This is a genomic window from Arthrobacter sp. FW306-05-C, assembly GCF_021801725.1.
In the GTDB taxonomy this organism is placed as follows: domain Bacteria; phylum Actinomycetota; class Actinomycetes; order Actinomycetales; family Micrococcaceae; genus Arthrobacter.
In genome coordinates this window covers 2,964,290-2,983,898 of sequence record NZ_CP084556.1, presented here as the reverse complement: position 1 = coordinate 2,983,898, position 19,609 = coordinate 2,964,290, and the positions used below count along the sequence as shown (strand labels likewise).

The following is a 19,609-nucleotide window of genomic DNA, read 5'->3' as shown; positions in this document are numbered from 1 at the left end:
CGGCGGGTAGAATCAATGCTCGTGGCTCTTACTATTGGCATCGTCGGACTGCCCAACGTCGGCAAATCAACCCTCTTCAACGCGCTTACCCGCAACCAGGTCCTGGCCGCGAACTATCCGTTCGCCACGATCGAACCCAATGTGGGAGTGGTGAACCTCCCGGATCCCAGGCTTCAGAAGCTTGCCGGCATCTTCGGTTCCCAGCGCATCCTGCCCGCAGCCGTGTCCTTCGTCGACATTGCCGGGATCGTGAAGGGTGCGTCCGAGGGGGAGGGGCTGGGCAACCAGTTCCTGGCGAATATCCGCGAGGCCGAAGCCATTGCCGAGGTTGTCCGGGTCTTCGACGACCCCGACGTGGTGCACGTCGACGGCAAAGTGGACCCGCGCTCGGACATGGAAACCATCAACACCGAACTGATCCTCGCGGACCTGCAGACCATCGAAAAGGCCATCCCGCGGATCGAAAAAGAAGTCAAGATCAAGAAGCGCGAAGCCGCCGAACTCGCAGCCATCAAGGCCGCGCAGGCAGTGCTGGAGCGTGGTGACACCATCTACTCCTCCATCAAGAGCGACAAATTGGAGATGGAACACCTCAAGGAACTGGGCCTGCTGACGGCCAAGCCCTTCATTTACGTCTTCAATGCCGACGAAGGCATCCTGGGCAGCCCGGAGAAGCAGGAGGAGCTGCGGGCCATGGTCGCTCCGGCAGACTGCATTTTCCTTGATGCCAAGCTCGAAGCGGACCTCGTCGAACTGGATGAGGAAGAAGCCCGCGAGATGCTCGAGATGAACGGCCAGGACGAGTCCGGCCTGGACCAGCTGGCCCGCGTCGGCTTCCACACCCTGGGGCTGCAGACCTACCTCACGGCCGGCCCCAAGGAAGCCCGGGCCTGGACCATTCGGCAGGGGGATACGGCACCGCAAGCGGCGGGTGTCATCCACTCCGATTTCCAGCGCGGCTTCATCAAGGCCGAAGTTGTTTCCTTCAATGACCTGGTCGAGGCCGGCTCCATGGCCGAGGCAAAGTCCCGCGGCAAGGTGCGGATCGAAGGCAAGGAATACGTCATGGCCGACGGCGACGTGGTTGAATTTCGGTTCAATGTGTAGTTTCTGACCCTCGTGAAACCTCTGGGAAGGCCGCCAAGAAAACTGTTCTTGGCGGCCTTCGCCTGTATCCACGGTCGATAAAACCTATCCCGGCAAGAATTGATTGCGGCTCGTTTTCGGCGGGGATAAGCGGGTCGTTCGAGCATTCCCCTTACGCCCGTCCGGGGCATGAGTAGGAGCGTTTTGGAATCAAGGTTTGGTGAGCAGGGGCGTGACGGAGACTTGGCTCTTTGCCGCGCTCGAAGCAATGTACCCCGCCAACACTGCCCCAAGGCCAATGACTCCGCCGCGCAGCTCAGCTCGTGCTATCGAGGATCAGGCGTGCCGTTTCCGTTGGTTGGTCCCAGTGTGGGAAGTGACCGGAGTTTTCGAACCAGTGGAGGGTGGCATCCGGGAACAGCTCCGCGGCACGCGCCGCCTCACTGGGAGGGGTGACCTTGTCCTTCCGCCCCCATCCGACTACCACTTTTCCCTTGAGTGAACCGGCCGGTGCGCCTTCCTGGCGGGGACCGTGAATCAGCGCGTTGAGGGCCGGGTCCAGGCTGGTCGATGTCTTGAACCCGCGAAGCTCATGCAGGACAAGATCCTGCGGCAGTTTCCAGGGATGGGCGGAGAACTGAGCCAACAGGGCCGTGCGGCCCACGGGGTTGCCCGTGAGGAAGGGGAGTGCCGGTTGGATGCGGCGCATCAGTGCGACGGATGCTTTGATGCTTGCCCCAAAGATCGCTGCCTGGCGGTCATTCCAGAAGCCACCAGGGTCCAGGGCGATCGTGGTGGCAGGGTGCCCTCGCCGCGCCATTTCCATTGCCATCCGGGCGCCCATGGAGCTGCCTACGAGATCAATGTCATCCAGTTTCTCGTCGCGTATAAAGGCTTCGACGGCATCGGTCAGCGTGGCAATGGTGGTTTCGCCGGTCAGCGGCGCGGATTCGCCGCAACCGGGGAGGTCGATGGCAATCACATCGCGTTCAGCGGCCAGCGCCGGGATTACCGGGTTCCAGTTACCAATACTGGAACCGAGTCCATGGATCAGGAGGAGTGGCTTACCGGAGCCTTGCCGGGTTGAGTGCAGCATGCCTTCACTCTAGGGGGCGGTGCAATGTATCTGGCCAACACCGGCCTCGTTCCGCGTCAACGTCTGGGCCTGTGGCGGCCACGGCACCATGACGTGCCCGCTTCCTTGGGGGGCTGCCGCCACTACCGCGCCCGAAGCTTGTAATGGACGATCTCGATGGCGGCCCCGATATCCTCCGGCGAGCGGATCCGGACGACGACCGGCAGCATCGCTCCGGACATCTGCACCCGGTGATCTGGGCCCGGAGGTTGTCAGGGAGGGGCAGCGCGGCGAGGTCATTGCGGTGTCGGGCGGAGAAGTAGCACGTGACCGTGGCGTAGCCGTCCCAGACCGCCAACCACGCCATATTCTTGCTGCCCTGGAGAGCCTTGCACAGCCATCCGCCGTCCCGGTAGTGGTGCCACGACAACTCCAGGCCAAGGTCGGGTCGGGACAACAGCTCCTTGAGGTCGTGCCAGGCGGCGAGGAAGCACCCAGATGCTGGCGGATCTGTTCGTCGTCGGGCATGCGGCCGGGATCGGTCAGGACAGCGTCACGGCCAGGCACGGGTTCATAGTAGCGGCCCGGTGGGTGGAACTACAGGGTCCAATGCCCCACATCAACGACTGGCCGGCCTGACAGCTTATCCTGAAGTGGTAGGGCGCGATTGGGCGGCCCGGGTCCCCTCCTGGAGAGGGAAACACACAAGGAGGCGGCATGCCGGTACGGCGTCTGATTCAGTTGCTCGTCGCCGCATTGTCGGCCGCCCTTGTTCTTTCCGGCTGCTCGGGTGGCAGCGCCCCGTCCGTCGTGGTGGGGGAGGCGAAGCGCGGCGGCAGCGTCACGGTGGCGGAGGTCAATGCCTTCTCGTCGTTCAACCCCTACAGCGCCAACGGCAACACTGACATCAATTCGAAGATCGGCGCCATCACACACTCGGGCTTCTTCTACCTTGATGACATGTCCAAGGTTGTCCGGAACGACAAGTTCGGCCATTTCGAGAAGGTATCCGACCAGCCGCTCAAGGTGAAGTACACGGTCAACGAGGGCGTTAAGTGGTCGGACGGTGCGCCCATTGGCGCAGCCGACCTCCTGTTGAGCTGGGCCGCCGGGTCCGGCTACTACGATGATGTCGATCGTGCTGCCGGCAAGGGAACCAAGTACTTCTCGGTTGCCTCCGACACCACGGGGCTCGCCGGCACCCTGTTCCCGGAAATCGGATCCGACGGGCGTTCCATCACCATTGAGTACGCCGCACCATACGCCGACTGGGAAGTGGCGTTCGACGTCGGGCTCCCCGCCCACGTCGTTGCTGCCAAGAGCGGACTCAACGATGAGGAGGACCTGGTGACGTTGCTCAAGGACACGCCCCGGGGCAACCCGGAAAAGCCGGTGTCCAACCCCGCGCTCAAGAAAGTCGGCGACTTCTGGAACACGGGATTCAATACAAAGGCCGTTCCGGATGATCCGGCACTCTACCTGTCCAGCGGCCCCTACATCGTCCGCGATATCGTCCCGGAAGTCTCGATGAAGCTGGTTCGCAACCGGGACTACACATGGGGCGCGGAACCCTGGCTGGACGAAATCAATGTCAGGTTCACCGGGGCAGTACCGGCGGCAGTGGATGCCCTCCGCAACGGCCAGGTTGACATCATTTCGCCGCAGCCCTCAGCCGCTACGGACAGTCTCCTCACCGGCCTGTCGGGCCAGGGCATCACCGTGCAACGGTACAAACAGTCCGGCTATGACCACCTGGACCTTAACTTCTCCGGGACCTTTGCCGACAAAGACGTCAGGGAAGCCTTCCTCAAGACCGTGCCGCGGCAGGCAATCATGGACGCCGTGGTGGGAACCCAGGTGCCGGACAACAAGCCATTGGACTCGCAGGTATTCCTGCCGGGACAACCGAAGTACGACGACACCGTGAAGAATAACGGCTCTTCGGACTACGCCAAGGTGGACATTGACGGGGCAAAGAAGCTCCTGAAGGACACCACCCCCAGCGTCCGCGTACTTTACAACCGGGACAACCCGAACCGGGCCAAGGCGTTCGCCCTGATCCGCGACTCGGCCGCGCTGGCCGGATTCCGGGTGGTCGACGGGGGACAGGGCAGTGCCGACTGGGCTGCCGCGCTAAGCCGGGGCGGATATGACGCCGCCCTGTCGGGATGGATCGGCACAGAGGCCGGTGTCAGCCGGGTGCCGCAGATTTTCCGCACCGGTGCGGGCAGCAACTTCACGGGATATTCCGACGGCGGCGCGGACAAGGTTATGGAGCAACTGGCCGTGACTACGGACCTGGGCAAACAGGATGAGCTCCTGGCGGAAATCGATAAGCACATCTGGGAGGACGCGTATGGCCTCCCGCTCTACCAAACGCTGGGAACAACCGCCTTCAATTCCCGGGTAGCGGGCATCAAGACCAGCCCCGGCCCCCTCGGCATCTGGTGGAACGTCTGGGAGTGGCGGCTGTCCAACCCTGCCAGGTGACCTAGGGTCTTTCGCCCCTTGCGCAGCGCTCTTTGGCCCGATTCGCCGTACGGCTTACCGGCGAGTAGCATGTGACGTGCCTAACTTCCCTCCATGTGCCGGGGTATTGCACTGCGCCGGTCACGGTTTGGCAACGGAGTACCAATATCTGGACTACGTGCGGTTAGGCTAACTCGTATTGTGTAGGTTTCGTCACAGCGGTGAGCTGCGTGCAGCCTGCAGGGGAAGCACAAGATTCCCCTATATACCTCTCCCACAACTCATAGGAGGCGGAATGCGTTTTACGCGCACTTCCAAAGCACTGGGCATCGTGGCAATCGCCGCGCTTGCCCTGACCGGGTGCGGCGCCGGCGGCGGCGGCAGCACTGAAGGGTCCAGCAATGCTGCCGGCGATCCGAACAAGGTCATCACTGCCTACAGCAACGAGCCACAAAACCCGTTGCTGCCGGCAAACACCAATGAGGTTTACGGCGGCCGCGTGGTCGAGCTCCTCTTCGAAGGCCTGCGCACGTACGATGCCAGCGGCAAGCCGGTCAACGCCCTCGCCGATTCCATCGAGTCGTCCGACGCCCAGAACTGGACCATCAAGGTCAAGCAGGGCCAGAAGTTCACCAACGGCGAGGCCATTACGGCCAAGACCTTCGTTGACTCCTGGAACTTCGCTGCAAACTCCAAGAACCTGCAGAACAACGGATTCTTCTTCGAGTCCATCGCCGGTTACGAAGACGTTTCGGCTGTGAACTCGCAAAAGGGTGCTGACGGCAAGACCACCACCACCCCGGCCCCCAAGGCTGACACCATGTCCGGCCTTGCAGCAACCGATGATTCCACCATCACGGTCAAGCTGGCCCAGCCTGAGGCTGACTGGTCCCTGCGCCTCGGCTACTCCGCCTTCTTCCCGCTTCCTTCGGCAGCGCTGACCGACCCCAAGACCTTCGGTGAAAACCCCGTCGGCAACGGTCCGTACAAGTTCGAAAAGCAGGGTTCCTGGGTCCACGACCAGTCCATCTCCCTGGTAAAGAACGCGGACTACAAGGGCCCGCGCGAAGCCAAGAATGGTGGCGTGACCTTTAAGTTCTACACGGATCCGGGCCCCGCATACACGGACCTGCAGTCGGACAACCTGGACATCACCGACGTTCTTCCGTCCAACGCACTGAAGACCTACGTTTCCGACTTCCCGGACCGCAACGCCACCAAGGCCGTTGCCACCAACTCCACGCTGAACATCCCGCCGTACAACCCGAACTTCCAGGGTGAGGCCGGCAAGCTGCGGCGCCAGGCACTGTCCTACGCCATCAACCGCGAGGAAATCGCCAAGGTGGTCTTCAACGGCACCCGTACCCCTGCCAAGGCATTCGTCCCGCCGGTCATCGACGGGTTCAAGGAAGGCCTGAAGGGCAGCGAAGTCCTCAAGTTCGACGCCGCCAAGGCCAAGGACCTGTGGGCACAGGCTGACAAGATCCAGCCCTACGACGGCTCCAAGCCGCTTCAGATCGCCTCCAACACCGACGGCGGCAACAAGGAATGGATCGACGCCGTGGCCAACGGCTTCAAGAACAACCTCGGCATCCAGGCTGAAATCCAGCCCTTCGCCAAGTTCGCTGAAGTCCTGAACCTGCGCAAGTCCCAGCAGCTGCCCGGCCTGACCCGTGCGGGCTGGCAGGGCGACTACCCGTCGCTGTACAACTTCCTGGGACCGGTATGGGCCACCAACGCTTCCTCCAACTACGAGAAGTACTCGAACCCTGAGTTCGACAAGCTCCTCAAGGAGGGCCTGGCTGCCAAGAGCACGGATGAAGCCAACGACAAGTTCAACCAGGCACAGGAGATCCTGTTCCAGGACCTGCCCGGCCTGCCGCTCTGGGATCAGGCCCGCCCGATCGTTTGGAGCAACAACATCGTGAAGGCCGAAACCGGCTGGAACGGCGGCATCCTGTACTACGGCATCACGGCCAAGTAGTTCCAAGAAATAACTTGCCGACAAGCTGATGGGGGTTCCGGTTACGTCCGGGCCCCCATTGGCTTGCAAGCGGCAGGAAGGCATTCATGAACGTGTTCTCCCCCTTACCGGAAGGCAGGTGATCCTGTGATCCGGTTTATTCTGCGCCGACTCCTGCAGGTGATCCCTGTTTTCCTCGGCACTACCCTCCTGGTGTACTACATGGTGTTCGCCCTGCCCGGCGACCCCATCGCCGCGCTGTTCGGCGACCGCCAGCCCCCGCAGGCAGTCATCGACACCCTGCGCAGCCAGTACAACCTCGACCAGCCCTTCTGGGTCCAGTACGGCCTGTTCCTCAAGAACCTCTTCACCTTCAACCTGGGCAATGACTTCACCGGCCAGCCCATTGCCGCCAGCCTGGCCCGTGTCTTCCCCGTCACAGCCATGCTCGCCATCGAGGCGTTGGCGATCCAGGCCATCTTCGGCGTGGCCTTCGGCGTGTTCGCCGGCCTGCGTCGGGGCGGTTGGTTCGACTCCACCGTCCTGGTGGCTTCGCTGGTGGTCATTGCAGTTCCCACCTTTGTCCTCGGCTTCGTCTTCCAGCTCGTCTTCGGCGTGCAGCTGGGCTGGGCCAAGCCGACGGTGGGTGCGAATGCGAACTGGGGCACACTGTTGCTGCCCGCAATTGTTTTGGGGCTTGTCTCCTTTGCCTACGTCCTGCGCCTGACCCGCGCTTCAGTCAGCGAAAACATGAACGCGGACTACGTGCGGACCGCCACGGCCAAGGGCCTGTCACGTCCCCGGGTGGTCCTGGCACACATCCTGCGCAACTCGCTGATCCCGGTGGTGACCTACCTGGGCGCCAACCTTGGCGGCCTGATGGGCGGTGCCATCGTTACCGAGGGCATCTTCAACGTTCCCGGCGTTGGCAACAAGCTTTACCAGGCAGTCCTCCGCAGTGAAGGGCCCACCATCGTCTCCATCGTCAGCGTGCTGGTGCTGGTGTTCGTCGTGGCCAACCTGCTTGTCGATCTCCTGTACGCCTGGCTTGACCCGAGGATCCGCTATGACCAGTAATAACAGCCACTTCGTGGCCCCCATTGAAGAGACGCCGCTGCAGGCAACGGATGCCGTCAAGACTGACCAGGCCCCACTCAGCCTGTGGGCCGACGCCTGGCGCAAGCTCCGCCGTCGTCCGCTGTTCATCATCTCGGCACTGCTGATCCTTGCCCTGATCGTCATTGCGCTGTTCCCTGGACTTTTCACGTCCACGCCGCCCAACGAAGGCTGCGAACTCGGGAACTCGGAAGGCGCGCCCAGCGCCGGACACCCGTTCGGCTTCACTTTCCAGGGCTGCGACGTGTACTCCAGGGTCATCCACGGCACCCAGGCCTCGCTGTTAGTGGGCCTGCTCTCGGTGCTGTGCGTCCTGGTGATCGGCGTGACCCTTGGCGCCCTTGCGGGATACTACGGCGGCTGGATTGACGCTGTGCTTGCCCGCTTGGGTGACATCTTCTTCGCGCTGCCGCTGGTACTCGGCGCTCTGGTGATCACCCAGCTGCCGCTGTTCCGCGAAAACAAGAGCGTGTGGACCGTGGTGTTCGTCATCTCCCTCCTGGCCTGGCCACAGATGGCGCGCATCACGCGCGGTGCAGTCATTGAGGTGCGCAATTCCGACTTCGTCACCGCAGCCCGAGCGCTGGGTGTTTCCAAGTTCGGTGCGCTGATGCGCCACGTCCTGCCGAACGCCCTGGCCCCGATCATTGTCCTGGCAACGCTGGAACTTGGCGTGTTCATCGTGGCCGAAGCCACCCTGTCCTTCCTGGGCATTGGCCTGCCGCAGAGCATCATGTCCTGGGGCAATGACATCGCAGGCGCCCAGGCATCGATCAGGACCCGGCCGGAAATCATGCTCTACCCGGCCGCGGCGCTGTCCATCACGGTGCTGAGCTTCATCATGCTGGGCGATGCAGTGCGCGACGCCCTTGACCCGAAGAGCCGTCAGCGATGAGAGAAAATGAGATGACAACTCCAGACGTCCGCATTGATGAGGCCGAAACCACCGGCGTCAGGCCGCTGCTCGAAATCCGTGACCTCGCCATTTCCTTCAAGACCGGCGGCGGTGAGGTCCAGGCCGTGCGGAACGCGCACCTGACCATCATGCCGGGCGAAACGGTGGCAATCGTGGGGGAGTCGGGGTCCGGCAAATCCACCACGGCGCTGGCGGCCATTGGCCTCCTGCCCAACAACGGCAGGGTGTCCGGCGGCCAAGTCCTGCTCGACGGCGAGGACATTGCCCATGCCACCGAGCAGCGCATGATCGAGCTGCGCGGCAACACCATCGGCATGGTTCCGCAGGACCCCATGTCCAACCTGAACCCTGTGTGGAAGATCGGCTACCAGGTCCGGGAAACACTGAAGGCAAACGGCCGCCCCAGCGGGCCGGACGATATCGCCAAGGTGCTCTCCGAAGCGGGGCTGCCCGACGCGAAGCGCCGGGCCAACCAGTACCCGCACGAGTTCTCCGGCGGCATGCGCCAGCGCGCGCTGATCGCCATTGGCCTCTCCTGCCAGCCCCGCCTGCTGATTGCGGACGAGCCGACGTCGGCCCTCGACGTCACCGTCCAGCGGCAGATCCTGGACCACCTGGAGACGATGACCAACGAACTGGGAACCTCGGTGCTGCTGATCACCCACGACCTGGGCCTGGCAGCCGAGCGGGCAGACAAAGTGGTGGTCATGTACCAGGGCCGCGTGGTTGAAGCCGGTCCGTCGCTGGAACTGCTCCGCAACCCGCAGCACCCGTACACCAAGCGGCTCGTAGAGTCCGCGCCGTCCCTGGCCAGCCGCCGTATCCAGGCTGCCAAGGAGCAGGGCGTGGAGACGGCGGACCTGCTGGCGCCGGCGGCCGAGACGGCCAAGTCGGACACCTTCCTGCAGATCCAGGACCTGCGCAAGGTCTACAAGCTCCGCCAGGGGCTGGGCAAGGCGACGGACTTCGCGGCGGTGGACGGCGTGAGCTTCGACGTCAGGCGGGGAACCACGACGGCGATTGTGGGGGAGTCGGGCTCCGGCAAGTCCACGGTGGCCAAGATGGTGCTCCAGCTGGAAAAGCCCACGGAAGGCAGGATCCTGTTCGACGGCGTCGACACCTCGGCCCTGAAGCCTGCCGAACTGTTCAAGTTCCGCAGGCGCGTCCAGCCCATCTTCCAGGATCCGTACGGCTCCCTCGATCCGATGTACAACATCTACCGCACCATTGAAGAACCGCTTCGGGTGCACAAGATCGGGGACCAGGCCAGCCGGGAAAAGAAGGTGCGGACACTGCTGGACCAGGTGGCCCTGCCCCAATCCGCCATGCAGCGGTACCCGAACGAGCTGTCAGGCGGGCAGCGGCAGCGTGTTGCCATCGCGCGCGCACTGGCGCTTGACCCCGAGGTCATCATCTGTGACGAGGCAGTTTCCGCCCTGGACGTACTGGTGCAGGCGCAGGTGCTGAATCTGCTGGCTGACCTGCAGGTCAACCTCGGCCTGACCTACCTGTTCATCACCCACGACCTTGCCGTCGTGCGGCAGATCGCGGACCACGTGTGCGTGATGGAGAAGGGCCGGCTGGTCGAGACCGGGTCCACGGACGAGGTTTTCGAGTCGCCCCAGCAGGACTACACGAAGGCCCTGCTCAATGCGATCCCCGGCGCGAAGCTGATGCTTCCGCCCGAGGTGGCATGACCCTGGCGTAGCGGGGAAGCCCCATGTCAACGGCTGGAGCCGGGACCTTCGGGTTCCGGCTTCAGCCGTTTGTGCCGTTCGCTCCCGTAGCTGCCAGCGACGGCCCGCCACCCGGCGCGGCGGGAACACCGAGTTCACGCAAGCGGCGCTCCAGGACCCCGCCAAGCTGCTTCCGGCCTTCGGCATCCATATGGACGGCGTCGGCCAGGTGCTGGGTCAGGTTGTATTTGGTCAGCCAGTCGCCGGCGCTCACGAACGTGACCTGCTGCCGGGCTGCGATCCCCGCCAGCAGTGCATCCACCTGGCTTCGCCGGCCGCCGCCGTTTTGGGCTCCGCGGGCAAGGGTGCCCACCACGACGATCCGCGTGTCGGGGTATCGGGCTTTCAGTGCGTCGATGAGCCGGTTGGCGTTGGCACTGATCTGCGCGTCAGAGGCGCCCCGGGCAGCGTCGTTGCCGCCGCCTTCAATCACGATCAGGCCGGGTGCTCCGGCCGGCATCAGCCAGTCGCCGTGTTCAAGGGCATCGATGTAGTTGCCCACCTTGCCGTTGGCAGCGGTGAACCCCGTGCCGCCGTAACCGCAGAAGTGGACGCTGTAACCCAGGCCCGCCAAGGCCCTGCGAGGCCAGCTGTCGTCGGGGACGGACTGGGAGTCGCCAATCAGCACAGCAGTGCTTCTGGCATTTGCCACCACAACCTCGTTGCGCTTAAACACCGGGTTGCGGTAAATCTCGCCCGGGAACAGCGCAGGGCGGTTAAGTACCGTTGACAGGTCGACGTTTGAGGCGAAGCCCGTCGCACTCGGTTGACCAACGGCGCTGGCCCGGAGCAGCGCGGACGGAAGGTACCCCTCCACGGGGGACGCCTGACCAGGAGCCACATCCACCTGCTGACCGGGCGCCGCAAGGACCAGCCCCGCGGCAAGTGCCAGCACCGCAGCGCGCGTGAGCACACGCACGGGACGGGGGGATTCTTTGCGGGGCGATGGGCTGCTCATCAACAGCAATAATGGGGCATTGGCGGGTATTTATCCAGTGAGTGTGACCTGGCGATCACGGGTGATTCCGGGTTGCGTGCGGCAGCGGCACCGCCGCCCGGATTTAGGCCATCACTTGCCGCAGCGTTTAGACTGGAAGTAGTCGCCCTGTGTTAAGGGCCAAGTCCGTCGTGCGTTCCAGTTGGAAATGTCGCGATACAACAGCTGACTCCACTGAATCGAGCCATTACGCATGTCTGAAACCACCACCAACACCGCGGTAGCCACTGCATCGCGCAGTGACCTGCGCAACGTCGCGATTGTGGCCCACGTTGACCACGGCAAGACCACTTTGGTCGATGCCATGCTCAAGCAGACCAATTCCTTTGCCGAGCACAACCACCTCGAAGACCGCGTGATGGACTCCGGTGACCTTGAGCGCGAAAAGGGCATCACCATCCTCGCCAAGAACACCACGGTGGCCTACAACGGGCCGTCCTCCAATGGCGAGACCATCACCATCAACGTCATCGACACCCCGGGCCACGCCGACTTCGGCGGTGAGGTGGAGCGCGGCCTGTCCATGGTCGACGGCGTCGTCCTCCTCGTTGACGCATCCGAGGGTCCGCTTCCGCAGACCCGCTTCGTCCTCCGCAAGGCCCTGGCCGCGCACCTGCCTGTCATCCTGCTGGTCAACAAGACCGACCGTCCCGATGCCCGCATCGAGGAAGTCGTCCACGAGTCCATGGACCTGCTCCTGGGCCTGGCCTCAGACCTCGCGGACGAAGTGCCCGATCTGGACCTGGACAAGATCCTCGAAGTTCCCGTCGTTTACGCTGCAGCCAAGGTTGGCCGCGCCTCCCTCGAACAGCCCGCTGACGGCACCGCCCCGGAGAACGAAGACCTCGAGCCGCTCTTCAAGACCATCGTGGAGCACATCCCGGCTCCTACGTACAACCCCGAGGGTGTCCTGCAGGCACACGTGACCAACCTGGACGCTTCCCCGTTCCTGGGCCGCCTTGCCCTGCTGCGCATATACAACGGCACCCTCCGCAAGGGCCAGCAGGTTGCCTGGGCCCGCCAGAACGGTGAGCTGAAGACCGTCAAGATCACCGAACTGCTCGCCACCAAGGCACTGGAGCGCGTTCCCGCCGAGTCCGCGGGCCCCGGCGAGATCGTCGCCGTCGCCGGCATCGAGGACATCACCATTGGTGAAACCCTCACCGACGTCGAGAACCCGCAGCCGCTGCCGCTGATCACCGTGGATGACCCCGCGATCTCCATGACCATCGGTATCAACACTTCCCCGCTGGCGGGCAAGGTCAAGGGTGCCAAGGTTACCGCCCGCCAGGTGAAGGACCGCCTGGACAAGGAACTGATCGGTAACGTCTCCATCAAGGTGCTTCCCACCGAGCGTCCCGACGCCTGGGAAGTCCAGGGCCGTGGCGAGCTGGCGCTGGCCATCCTGGTTGAGCAGATGCGCCGCGAAGGCTTCGAGCTGACCGTGGGGAAGCCGCAGGTTGTCACCAAGACCATCGACGGCAAGATCCATGAGCCCATGGAGCACATGACCATCGACGTGCCCGAGGAATACCTTGGCGCCGTCACGCAGCTCATGGCAGCCCGCAAGGGCCGCATGACCAACATGGCCAACCACGGCACCGGCTGGTGCCGGATGGAGTTCATCGTTCCGGCCCGTGGCCTGATCGGTTTCCGTACCCGGTTCCTCACCGACACCCGCGGCGCCGGCATCGCAGCCTCCATCTCCGAAGGCTACGAGCCCTGGGCCGGACCCATCGAGTACCGCACCAACGGCTCGATGATTGCCGACCGCGCCGGCGTGGTCACCCCGTTCGCCATGATCAACCTGCAGGAACGCGGCTCCTTCTTCGTGAAGCCCACCTCCGAGGTATACGAAGGCATGATCGTCGGCGAGAACTCGCGCGCCGATGACATGGACGTCAACATCACCAAGGAAAAGAAGCTCACCAACATGCGTGCCGCTTCCTCCGACACCTTCGAGAACCTGACCCCGCCGCGGGAACTCACCCTCGAAGAGTCGCTGGAGTTCGCCCGCGAGGACGAGTGCGTCGAGGTGACCCCGGAGGCCATCCGGATCCGCAAGGTGATCCTGGACACCAACGAGCGCGCCAAGGCCAACCGCGCCCGCGCCAAGGCCTAGCAAGGCAAGGAAAGCCGGAACGGCAGGCGGGGACCCCGCCGTCGTTCCGGCTTTTCTTTTCCCTCTGCCGGGGGCGGTTTAGCGTGCAGCCGGGCGGCGCCGCGGGGGAGCCGGCGGGACTTGCTTGGCTGCCACAACGCGCTCAAGGGGAATGACGACGTCGGCCTGCCGGGTGCGGACGGTGCAGGAACCGGCGTCGCAACCCAGCAGGTGTCCCAGGGCGTCCGTGAGGCCGCCCTCGATTTGGTAGCGCACCACCACCCGGGTTCCCGGCTCAGCCGAGGCAAGGAAACGCGCTGGCGCAGGTACTGGCTGACTCACCAGTTCATACTAGGGGGCCCGGCTAGGTTCGCGGGAATGGGCTGGGAGATAATAGGCTCAGATGTCAGACTCCGGCTGTGCCGCCGGATGCAAGAGCCGGCGGGACGCCGGAACCCCAACGTGGAGAGGCCAGGGACGTGACGTACGTAATCGCGCAGCCGTGTGTGGATGTCAAGGACAAGGCATGTATTGAGGAATGCCCCGTCGACTGCATCTATGAAGGCGAGCGTTCGCTGTACATCCATCCGGATGAGTGCGTCGACTGTGGAGCCTGCGAACCGGTGTGCCCGGTTGAGGCCATTTACTACGAGGACGACACCCCGGAGGAGTGGGCCGACTACTACAAGGCCAACGTGGAGTTCTTCGATGACCTCGGCTCCCCGGGCGGCGCAGCCAAGATCGGCAACACCGGCAAGGACCACCCGATGATCGCAGCCCTGCCCCCGCAGAACCAAGACCACTAAAGCGGACGGACATCGTGACCGCAGCAGTTAATTCGTTTGGCCTGGACCTGCCCGACTACCCCTGGGAGGCCATGGCACCGTATGTGGCGAAGGCGTCTGAGCATCCGGGTGGAGCAGTCAACCTCTCGATCGGGACGCCGGTGGATCCGACGCCGCAGCTGGTGCAGGATGCCCTGAAGGCCGCCGCCAACGCACCCGGCTACCCCACGGTCCATGGGACTCCGGCGCTGCGGGAGGCCATCGCTGCCTGGTTCGAACGGCGGCGCGGTGTGCCAGGCCTCGATCCGCGCAACATCATGCCCACGGTGGGCTCCAAGGAACTCGTTGCGTGGCTGCCGCTGCTGCTTGGGCTTAAGCCCGGAGACGTCGTGGTACGTCCCAAGGTGGCTTACCCCACGTACGATATCGGCGCGACCCTCGCCGGGGTCACATCCGTGGCAACGGACAACCTGGACGAACTGGACGAGGCCACCCGCGCGCGGGTCCGGCTCATCTGGGTCAACTCGCCCGGCAACCCCACCGGCAGCGTGCGGGACGCAGACTCTCTGAAGGCGCTGGTGGTCCAGGCCCGCGAACTGGGTGCCGTTGTGGCGTCGGACGAATGCTATGCGGAGCTCGGTTGGGGCGACTGGGACGTCCAGCGCGGCGGCCAGCGGGTCCCCAGCATCCTCGATCCCCGCGTGGCGGGCGGCTCGCACCAGGGCCTGCTCGCCGTCTACTCGCTCAGCAAGCAGTCCAACCTGGCCGGTTACAGGGCGGCGTTCGTCGCCGGTGACCCGGACCTGATGCCCAACCTGGTCAACAGCCGCAAGCATGCAGGCATGATCGTGCCCTACCCCATCCAGGAAGCCATGCGGGTGGCGCTGGGCGACGACACCCACGTTGAGGCGCAAAAGGAGCTGTACCGGGGCCGGCGCGAACGCCTGCTGCCGGCGCTGCTGGACTTCGGCCTGGAGATCAAGGAATCCGACGCCGGCCTATACCTCTGGTCGACGGCAGGGGAGGACACCTGGGAGACCGTTTCCCGACTGGCTGGGCGGGGCATCGTGGTGGGACCAGGGGTCTTTTACGGCGACGCCGGCAACGGCTACGTCCGTGTCGCCTTGACGGGGTCGGATGAACGGATCGATGCAGCGGTAGCCCGGCTGGCCGAAGCTAGCTCCTAGGGTACGTAATATTCGTGTGACTCGCCCCACATGTGGTGTGTTTTAGGCCGCAGGGGCGGGCCCCGGATTAGTGACACCCGCCAAGGAGCGGTACTTTTTAACTGATCAATGGTGGCTTTCTACAAGAAGGCAGCCCGGGTGTTGGAACCTGTCTCTTCAGGCTTCGTGCACGGCTCACCTGATGTTGGATCAAGCTTTCGACAGAGGCCAAAGACGCCTCATGAAGGGGACTCCATGACTGAGACCAACAATGCTGCGACCCTGCTCCACGCAGGTGGCGAGCTGAAGCTCCCGCGCATCCAGGTTGTTGAAGGGAACGAAGGTTACGACGTCTCCAAGCTGCTGAAGCAGACCGGAGCCGTTACCTTTGACCCCGGCTTCATGAACACCGCAGCAACCACGTCCGCCATCACCTACATCGATGGCGATGCAGGCATCCTGCGCTACCGCGGATACCCCATCGAGCAGCTGGCACAGCATTCCAGCTTCCTGGAGGTGTCCTACCTGCTGATCTACGGCAACCTGCCCACGCCCACTGAGCTGGACGAGTTCGACCAGAAGATCCGCCGCCACACCCTGCTGCACGAGGAGCTCAAGGGCTTCTTCGGCGGCTTCCCCCGCGACGCGCATCCCATGCCGGTGCTGTCCTCGGCCGTGTCCGCGCTGTCCACGTTCTACCAGGACTCGCTGGACCCGTTCAACGCCGAACAGGTGGAGGTCTCCACCATCCGCCTCATGGCCAAGCTGCCGGTCATCGCCGCGTACGCGCACAAGAAGTCCATCGGCCAGCCCATGCTCTACCCGGACAACTCCATGAACCTGGTGGAGAACTTCCTGCGCCTGAGCTTCGGCCTGCCGGCCGAGCAGTACGAGCTTGACCCGGTCATCGTCAAGGCACTGGACCTGCTCCTCATCCTGCATGCTGACCACGAGCAGAACTGCTCCACCTCCACCGTGCGCCTGGTGGGCTCCTCCAACGCCAACCTGTTCGCCTCCGTCTCCGCCGGCATTAACGCCCTCTTCGGCCCTGCCCACGGCGGCGCCAACGAGGCCGTCCTGAAGATGCTCCGGCAGATCCAGGCCGAGGGCCTCAAGCCTGAGGATTACATGGAGAAGGTCAAGAACAAGGAAGACGGCGTCCGCCTCATGGGCTTCGGGCACCGCGTCTACAAGAATTACGATCCGCGCGCCAAGATCGTCAAGGCCACGGCCCACGAGATCCTGAGCAAGCTCGGCGGCAACGACGAACTGCTGGACATCGCCATGCGCCTGGAAGAGAAGGCACTCAGCGATGACTACTTCATCCAGCGCAAGCTCTACCCCAACGTGGACTTCTACACCGGCCTGATCTACAAGGCCATGGGATTCCCTGAAAAGATGTTCACCGTCCTGTTCGCCATCGGCCGCCTGCCGGGCTGGATTGCCCAGTGGCGCGAAATGATCAGCGATCCGAACACCAAGATTGGACGCCCGCGCCAGCTGTACATCGGCGAGCCCGAGCGCGACTACCCGGCCCGCTGATCTCCGCCGGCCACAACAGCAGTTACGACGACGGCCGCCCACCTTTCTCAGGTGGGCGGCCGTTTCGCGTTAATCACCATCCGCTGCTGCGTACTTGTCGTTTTGGGCCGCCAAAACGACAAGTACGCAGCAATCGACGGGGATGGCCCGGGCCCGAGCTTTCGAGGGCGGGGAGCCGGCGGGGAGCAATCGACGGGGATGGTCAGGAGGCGTAGCCCTGGGGGTTGTTCTTCTGCCAGCGCCAGTGGTCCTCGCACATCTGGTCCACGGTCTTGGTGGTGGACCAGCTCAGGTCCGCCAGCGCGGAGGTTGCGTCGGCCCAGAAGGCAGGAAGGTCTCCAGCACGGCGTCCGGTGATCTCGTAGGGGATGGGCTTGCCCACGGCCTTCTCGAAGGACCGCAGGACCTCCAGGACGGAGGAGCCCTTGCCGGAGCCCAGGTTCCAGCGGAAGACGCCGGTACGCCCTGCGATGTGGTTCAGCGCAGCGACGTGGCCCTCGGCGAGGTCCACCACATGGATGTAGTCGCGCAGGCACGTTCCGTCCGGAGTGTCGTAGTCGCCGCCGAACACCATGAGCTTCTCGCGGCGGCCCACGGCCACCTGGGCAATGAACGGGACCAGGTTGTTGGGGATGCCCTGGGGGTCTTCGCCGATGCGCCCTGACGGGTGCGCGCCCACGGGGTTGAAGTAGCGCAGCAGTGCTATGTGCCAGCGGGAGTCGGCGGCGCCGAGGTCGGAGAGGATGTCCTCGATCTGTTCCTTGGTGCGCCCGTAGGGGTTGTTGGCGCCGATCTCCATCTTTTCCACGTAGGGGATGGGATTGTGCTCCCCATAGACGGTGGCCGAGGAGCTGAAGACGATGGACCGGACATCGTGCCTGTCCATGACGCGGATCAGGTTCAGGGTGCCCACCAGGTTGTTGTAGTAGTACTTCAGCGGCTCCTGCACTGACTCCCCGACGGCTTTGAGGCCTGCGAAGTGGATGACGGCGTCGATGCCGCTGCCGGCGAAGACTTTCTCGACGGCGGCCTCGTCCACCAGGTCAACGTGGTGGAACTCGGCGGGCTTGCCGCTGAGTTCTGCCACCCGCCGCAGCGATTCCTCGCTGGAATTGACCAGGTTGTCGATGACGACCACGTCGTGGCCGGCTTCCTGCAGGGAAAGAACAGTGTGGGAACCGATGTAGCCGGTGCCCCCGGTAACCAAGATTTTCATGCCTCAACGCTATCCCACGCGGACCGTTCGCCGCCGCAGCGTTCCGGATGCCGGGCGGCCGGGTGCCTTGATGGAAGCACATCTGTGCTAATAAGGATGGTGCCCAAAATAGTTGACGCCGACGCCAGGCGGCAGGATGTTGTCCAGGCGGTTCTCCGCATTATCGCCGTCGACGGGCTGGAGCGTGCTTCGCTGCGGGAGGTGGCGGATGAAGCCGGGCTGGCGGTTGGTTCGGTCCGGCACTACTTCCAGGGGAGCGAGGAGCTGCTGGCCTTCTCCTTCGGCACGGTGGTTGACCGGGTCGTTTCCCGGTTGGAGGGACTCCTGCCGCCGGTGCGGGACGCGGCCGCCGGCAGCCCTGAGCAGCGCGGCGCTGTTTTAACCCTCCTGGGCGGCGTCCTTCCCCTGGACGAGGAAACAGCCATGGACGCCTGCGCCTGGCTGGCTTTCAAGAACGCCGCTCGGATCAGGCCCTTCCTTGCGGCCGAAGCCGACCGGAGCCACCGTGAAGTGGCGGCCATCGTGGGCGGCGTGGTGGCCTCGCTGCTCCCGCATGACGAACCGCAGGAGAACCTGGTGGTCGAGGCCGAACGGCTCCTGGCCACACTGGACGGTCTGTGCATGCATGCCCTGCTGCAACCCGCGTGGATGACCGCGCAGATGTGCCGCGACGTCCTGGAGCGGCACCTGGACGGGCTGGTCCGTTAAATGGCCTGCACTTCCGTGAATTGGCTGCGGGAATAGACTGATAGCCGGGTGCGCGGGAGCTGTCATGGCGCCCCGGCAGAAGCAGGCCAGGGAAGGACTTCGGATGCAGCACGCAAGCGGTTCAGGGTGGCAGATCACTACGGACACGTCCGGGCCGATGATGATTGCGCTCTACGTCCGGGACGCGGCCGGCCTGAACGGCGTGGGCCGCCCCATGCTGTCCCATGCAACGCCCAAAATCCGCCCGGCCGACCACAGGCACCTGACTTCAGACGTGGGCGGCCTCAGCGCACTGAAGACAGAATGGGAGGCCTGGTGGGAACAGCTGCTCAAGGCCTATCCGCAGGCGTCGCCCGAACTATCGCCGCCGAGCTTCGAAGCCTTCGGCAACTCTCCGGCCCTGCAGCGGGTACTGCAGGCACATTTTGGTTCCGCGCTCACCTGGGCCAGGGAGCGCAGAAGCGAATATGCCGAGCTTGAAGCCGAACGCGTTGCCACGGGAACCGACCAGCTGCTCCAGGACATGGTGGACGACAGGCTGATGGAAGTGGGGCGGGATTCGCGGGACTTCAAGCTGACCATTATCGAACTGCCGCTGGATGAGCAGCGGGCCTGGTACCTGGAGCCCGACAAGATCATCATGAGCCAGGAACTGATGAGCCAGCCTGAACTGTTCCGCAGCTACGTCCAACCGGTGCTGGAAATCCTGGTCTAGCCCCCAGGCGGGAGGCCG

16 protein-coding genes and 1 pseudogene are annotated in these 19,609 nt (G+C 64.0%); 12 read left to right on the top strand and 5 right to left on the bottom strand.

Annotated elements, in window-relative coordinates:
- The first annotated feature begins 21 nt into the window (after positions 1-21).
- On the top strand, positions 22-1,107 hold the full coding sequence (ychF, locus tag LFT44_RS13780) for a redox-regulated ATPase YchF (RefSeq protein WP_236799007.1): 1,086 nt from the start codon (positions 22-24) through the stop codon (positions 1,105-1,107).
- A 295-nt stretch (positions 1,108-1,402) separates the two neighbouring features.
- Here the strand turns inward: ychF and LFT44_RS13775 are convergent, their stop codons facing one another.
- The gene (locus LFT44_RS13775) at positions 1,403-2,182 is read right to left on the bottom strand and encodes an alpha/beta fold hydrolase (protein ID WP_236799006.1); all 780 of its coding nucleotides are present in this window, start codon (positions 2,180-2,182) and stop codon (positions 1,403-1,405) included.
- A 292-nt stretch (positions 2,183-2,474) separates the two neighbouring features.
- A pseudogene (locus LFT44_RS22155) lies at positions 2,475-2,591 on the bottom strand (hypothetical protein); the annotation flags it as partial.
- 287 nt (positions 2,592-2,878) lie between these two features.
- On the opposite strand from LFT44_RS22155, the gene LFT44_RS13770 reads away from it, so the two are divergent.
- The 5 genes from LFT44_RS13770 to LFT44_RS13750 all read left to right on the top strand — a co-directional run bounded on the left by LFT44_RS13770 (position 2,879) and on the right by LFT44_RS13750 (position 10,322).
- On the top strand, positions 2,879-4,651 hold the full coding sequence (locus LFT44_RS13770) for an ABC transporter family substrate-binding protein (protein ID WP_236799005.1): 1,773 nt from the start codon (positions 2,879-2,881) through the stop codon (positions 4,649-4,651).
- A 274-nt stretch (positions 4,652-4,925) separates the two neighbouring features.
- Positions 4,926-6,614: a peptide ABC transporter substrate-binding protein gene (locus LFT44_RS13765; RefSeq protein ID WP_236799004.1), complete on the top strand. Its 1,689-nt coding sequence runs from the start codon at positions 4,926-4,928 to the stop codon at positions 6,612-6,614.
- 126 nt (positions 6,615-6,740) lie between these two features.
- Positions 6,741-7,670 (top strand): ABC transporter permease, encoded by a 930-nt coding sequence (locus LFT44_RS13760; RefSeq protein ID WP_236799003.1) that lies wholly within the window; start codon positions 6,741-6,743, stop codon positions 7,668-7,670.
- Positions 7,660-8,604 carry an ABC transporter permease gene (locus LFT44_RS13755; RefSeq protein WP_236799002.1) on the top strand — a complete coding sequence of 315 codons (945 nt, stop codon included), beginning with the start codon at positions 7,660-7,662 and terminating at the stop codon, positions 8,602-8,604. The genes LFT44_RS13760 and LFT44_RS13755 overlap by 11 nt, the downstream gene beginning before the upstream one ends.
- Positions 8,605-8,615: 11 nt before the next feature.
- Positions 8,616-10,322: a dipeptide ABC transporter ATP-binding protein gene (locus LFT44_RS13750; RefSeq protein ID WP_236799001.1), complete on the top strand. Its 1,707-nt coding sequence runs from the start codon at positions 8,616-8,618 to the stop codon at positions 10,320-10,322.
- 61 nt (positions 10,323-10,383) lie between these two features.
- Here LFT44_RS13750 and LFT44_RS13745 read toward each other — a convergent pair whose 3' ends face one another.
- Positions 10,384-11,319: an SGNH/GDSL hydrolase family protein gene (locus LFT44_RS13745; protein WP_236799000.1), complete on the bottom strand. Its 936-nt coding sequence runs from the start codon at positions 11,317-11,319 to the stop codon at positions 10,384-10,386.
- A gap of 232 nt (positions 11,320-11,551) precedes the next feature.
- On the opposite strand from LFT44_RS13745, the gene typA reads away from it, so the two are divergent.
- Positions 11,552-13,480 carry a translational GTPase TypA gene (typA, locus tag LFT44_RS13740; RefSeq protein ID WP_236798999.1) on the top strand — a complete coding sequence of 643 codons (1,929 nt, stop codon included), beginning with the start codon at positions 11,552-11,554 and terminating at the stop codon, positions 13,478-13,480.
- Positions 13,481-13,558: 78 nt separating this feature from the next.
- Here typA and LFT44_RS13735 read toward each other — a convergent pair whose 3' ends face one another.
- The gene (locus LFT44_RS13735; protein ID WP_236798998.1) at positions 13,559-13,801 is read right to left on the bottom strand and encodes a putative acetyltransferase; all 243 of its coding nucleotides are present in this window, start codon (positions 13,799-13,801) and stop codon (positions 13,559-13,561) included.
- A gap of 137 nt (positions 13,802-13,938) precedes the next feature.
- On the opposite strand from LFT44_RS13735, the gene fdxA reads away from it, so the two are divergent.
- The 3 genes from fdxA to LFT44_RS13720 all read left to right on the top strand — a co-directional run bounded on the left by fdxA (position 13,939) and on the right by LFT44_RS13720 (position 16,952).
- On the top strand, positions 13,939-14,265 hold the full coding sequence (fdxA, locus tag LFT44_RS13730) for a ferredoxin (RefSeq protein ID WP_013601705.1): 327 nt from the start codon (positions 13,939-13,941) through the stop codon (positions 14,263-14,265).
- 14 nt (positions 14,266-14,279) lie between these two features.
- A complete protein-coding gene (gene dapC, locus LFT44_RS13725) occupies positions 14,280-15,431 on the top strand; it encodes a succinyldiaminopimelate transaminase (RefSeq protein ID WP_272910800.1) in 1,152 nt (383 codons plus the stop codon).
- Positions 15,432-15,665: 234 nt separating this feature from the next.
- Positions 15,666-16,952 carry a citrate synthase gene (locus LFT44_RS13720; protein ID WP_056334606.1) on the top strand — a complete coding sequence of 429 codons (1,287 nt, stop codon included), beginning with the start codon at positions 15,666-15,668 and terminating at the stop codon, positions 16,950-16,952.
- Between the two features lie 202 nt (positions 16,953-17,154).
- On the opposite strand, the gene galE is transcribed toward LFT44_RS13720, so the two are convergent.
- The gene (galE, locus tag LFT44_RS13715; RefSeq protein WP_236798997.1) at positions 17,155-18,168 is read right to left on the bottom strand and encodes a UDP-glucose 4-epimerase GalE; all 1,014 of its coding nucleotides are present in this window, start codon (positions 18,166-18,168) and stop codon (positions 17,155-17,157) included.
- 99 nt (positions 18,169-18,267) lie between these two features.
- Between galE and LFT44_RS13710 the strand changes: the two genes are divergently transcribed.
- The gene (locus LFT44_RS13710) at positions 18,268-18,876 is read left to right on the top strand and encodes a TetR/AcrR family transcriptional regulator (RefSeq protein WP_236798996.1); all 609 of its coding nucleotides are present in this window, start codon (positions 18,268-18,270) and stop codon (positions 18,874-18,876) included.
- A 103-nt stretch (positions 18,877-18,979) separates the two neighbouring features.
- The gene (locus LFT44_RS13705; RefSeq protein WP_236798995.1) at positions 18,980-19,591 is read left to right on the top strand and encodes a hypothetical protein; all 612 of its coding nucleotides are present in this window, start codon (positions 18,980-18,982) and stop codon (positions 19,589-19,591) included.
- The last annotated feature ends 18 nt before the right edge of the window (positions 19,592-19,609 follow it).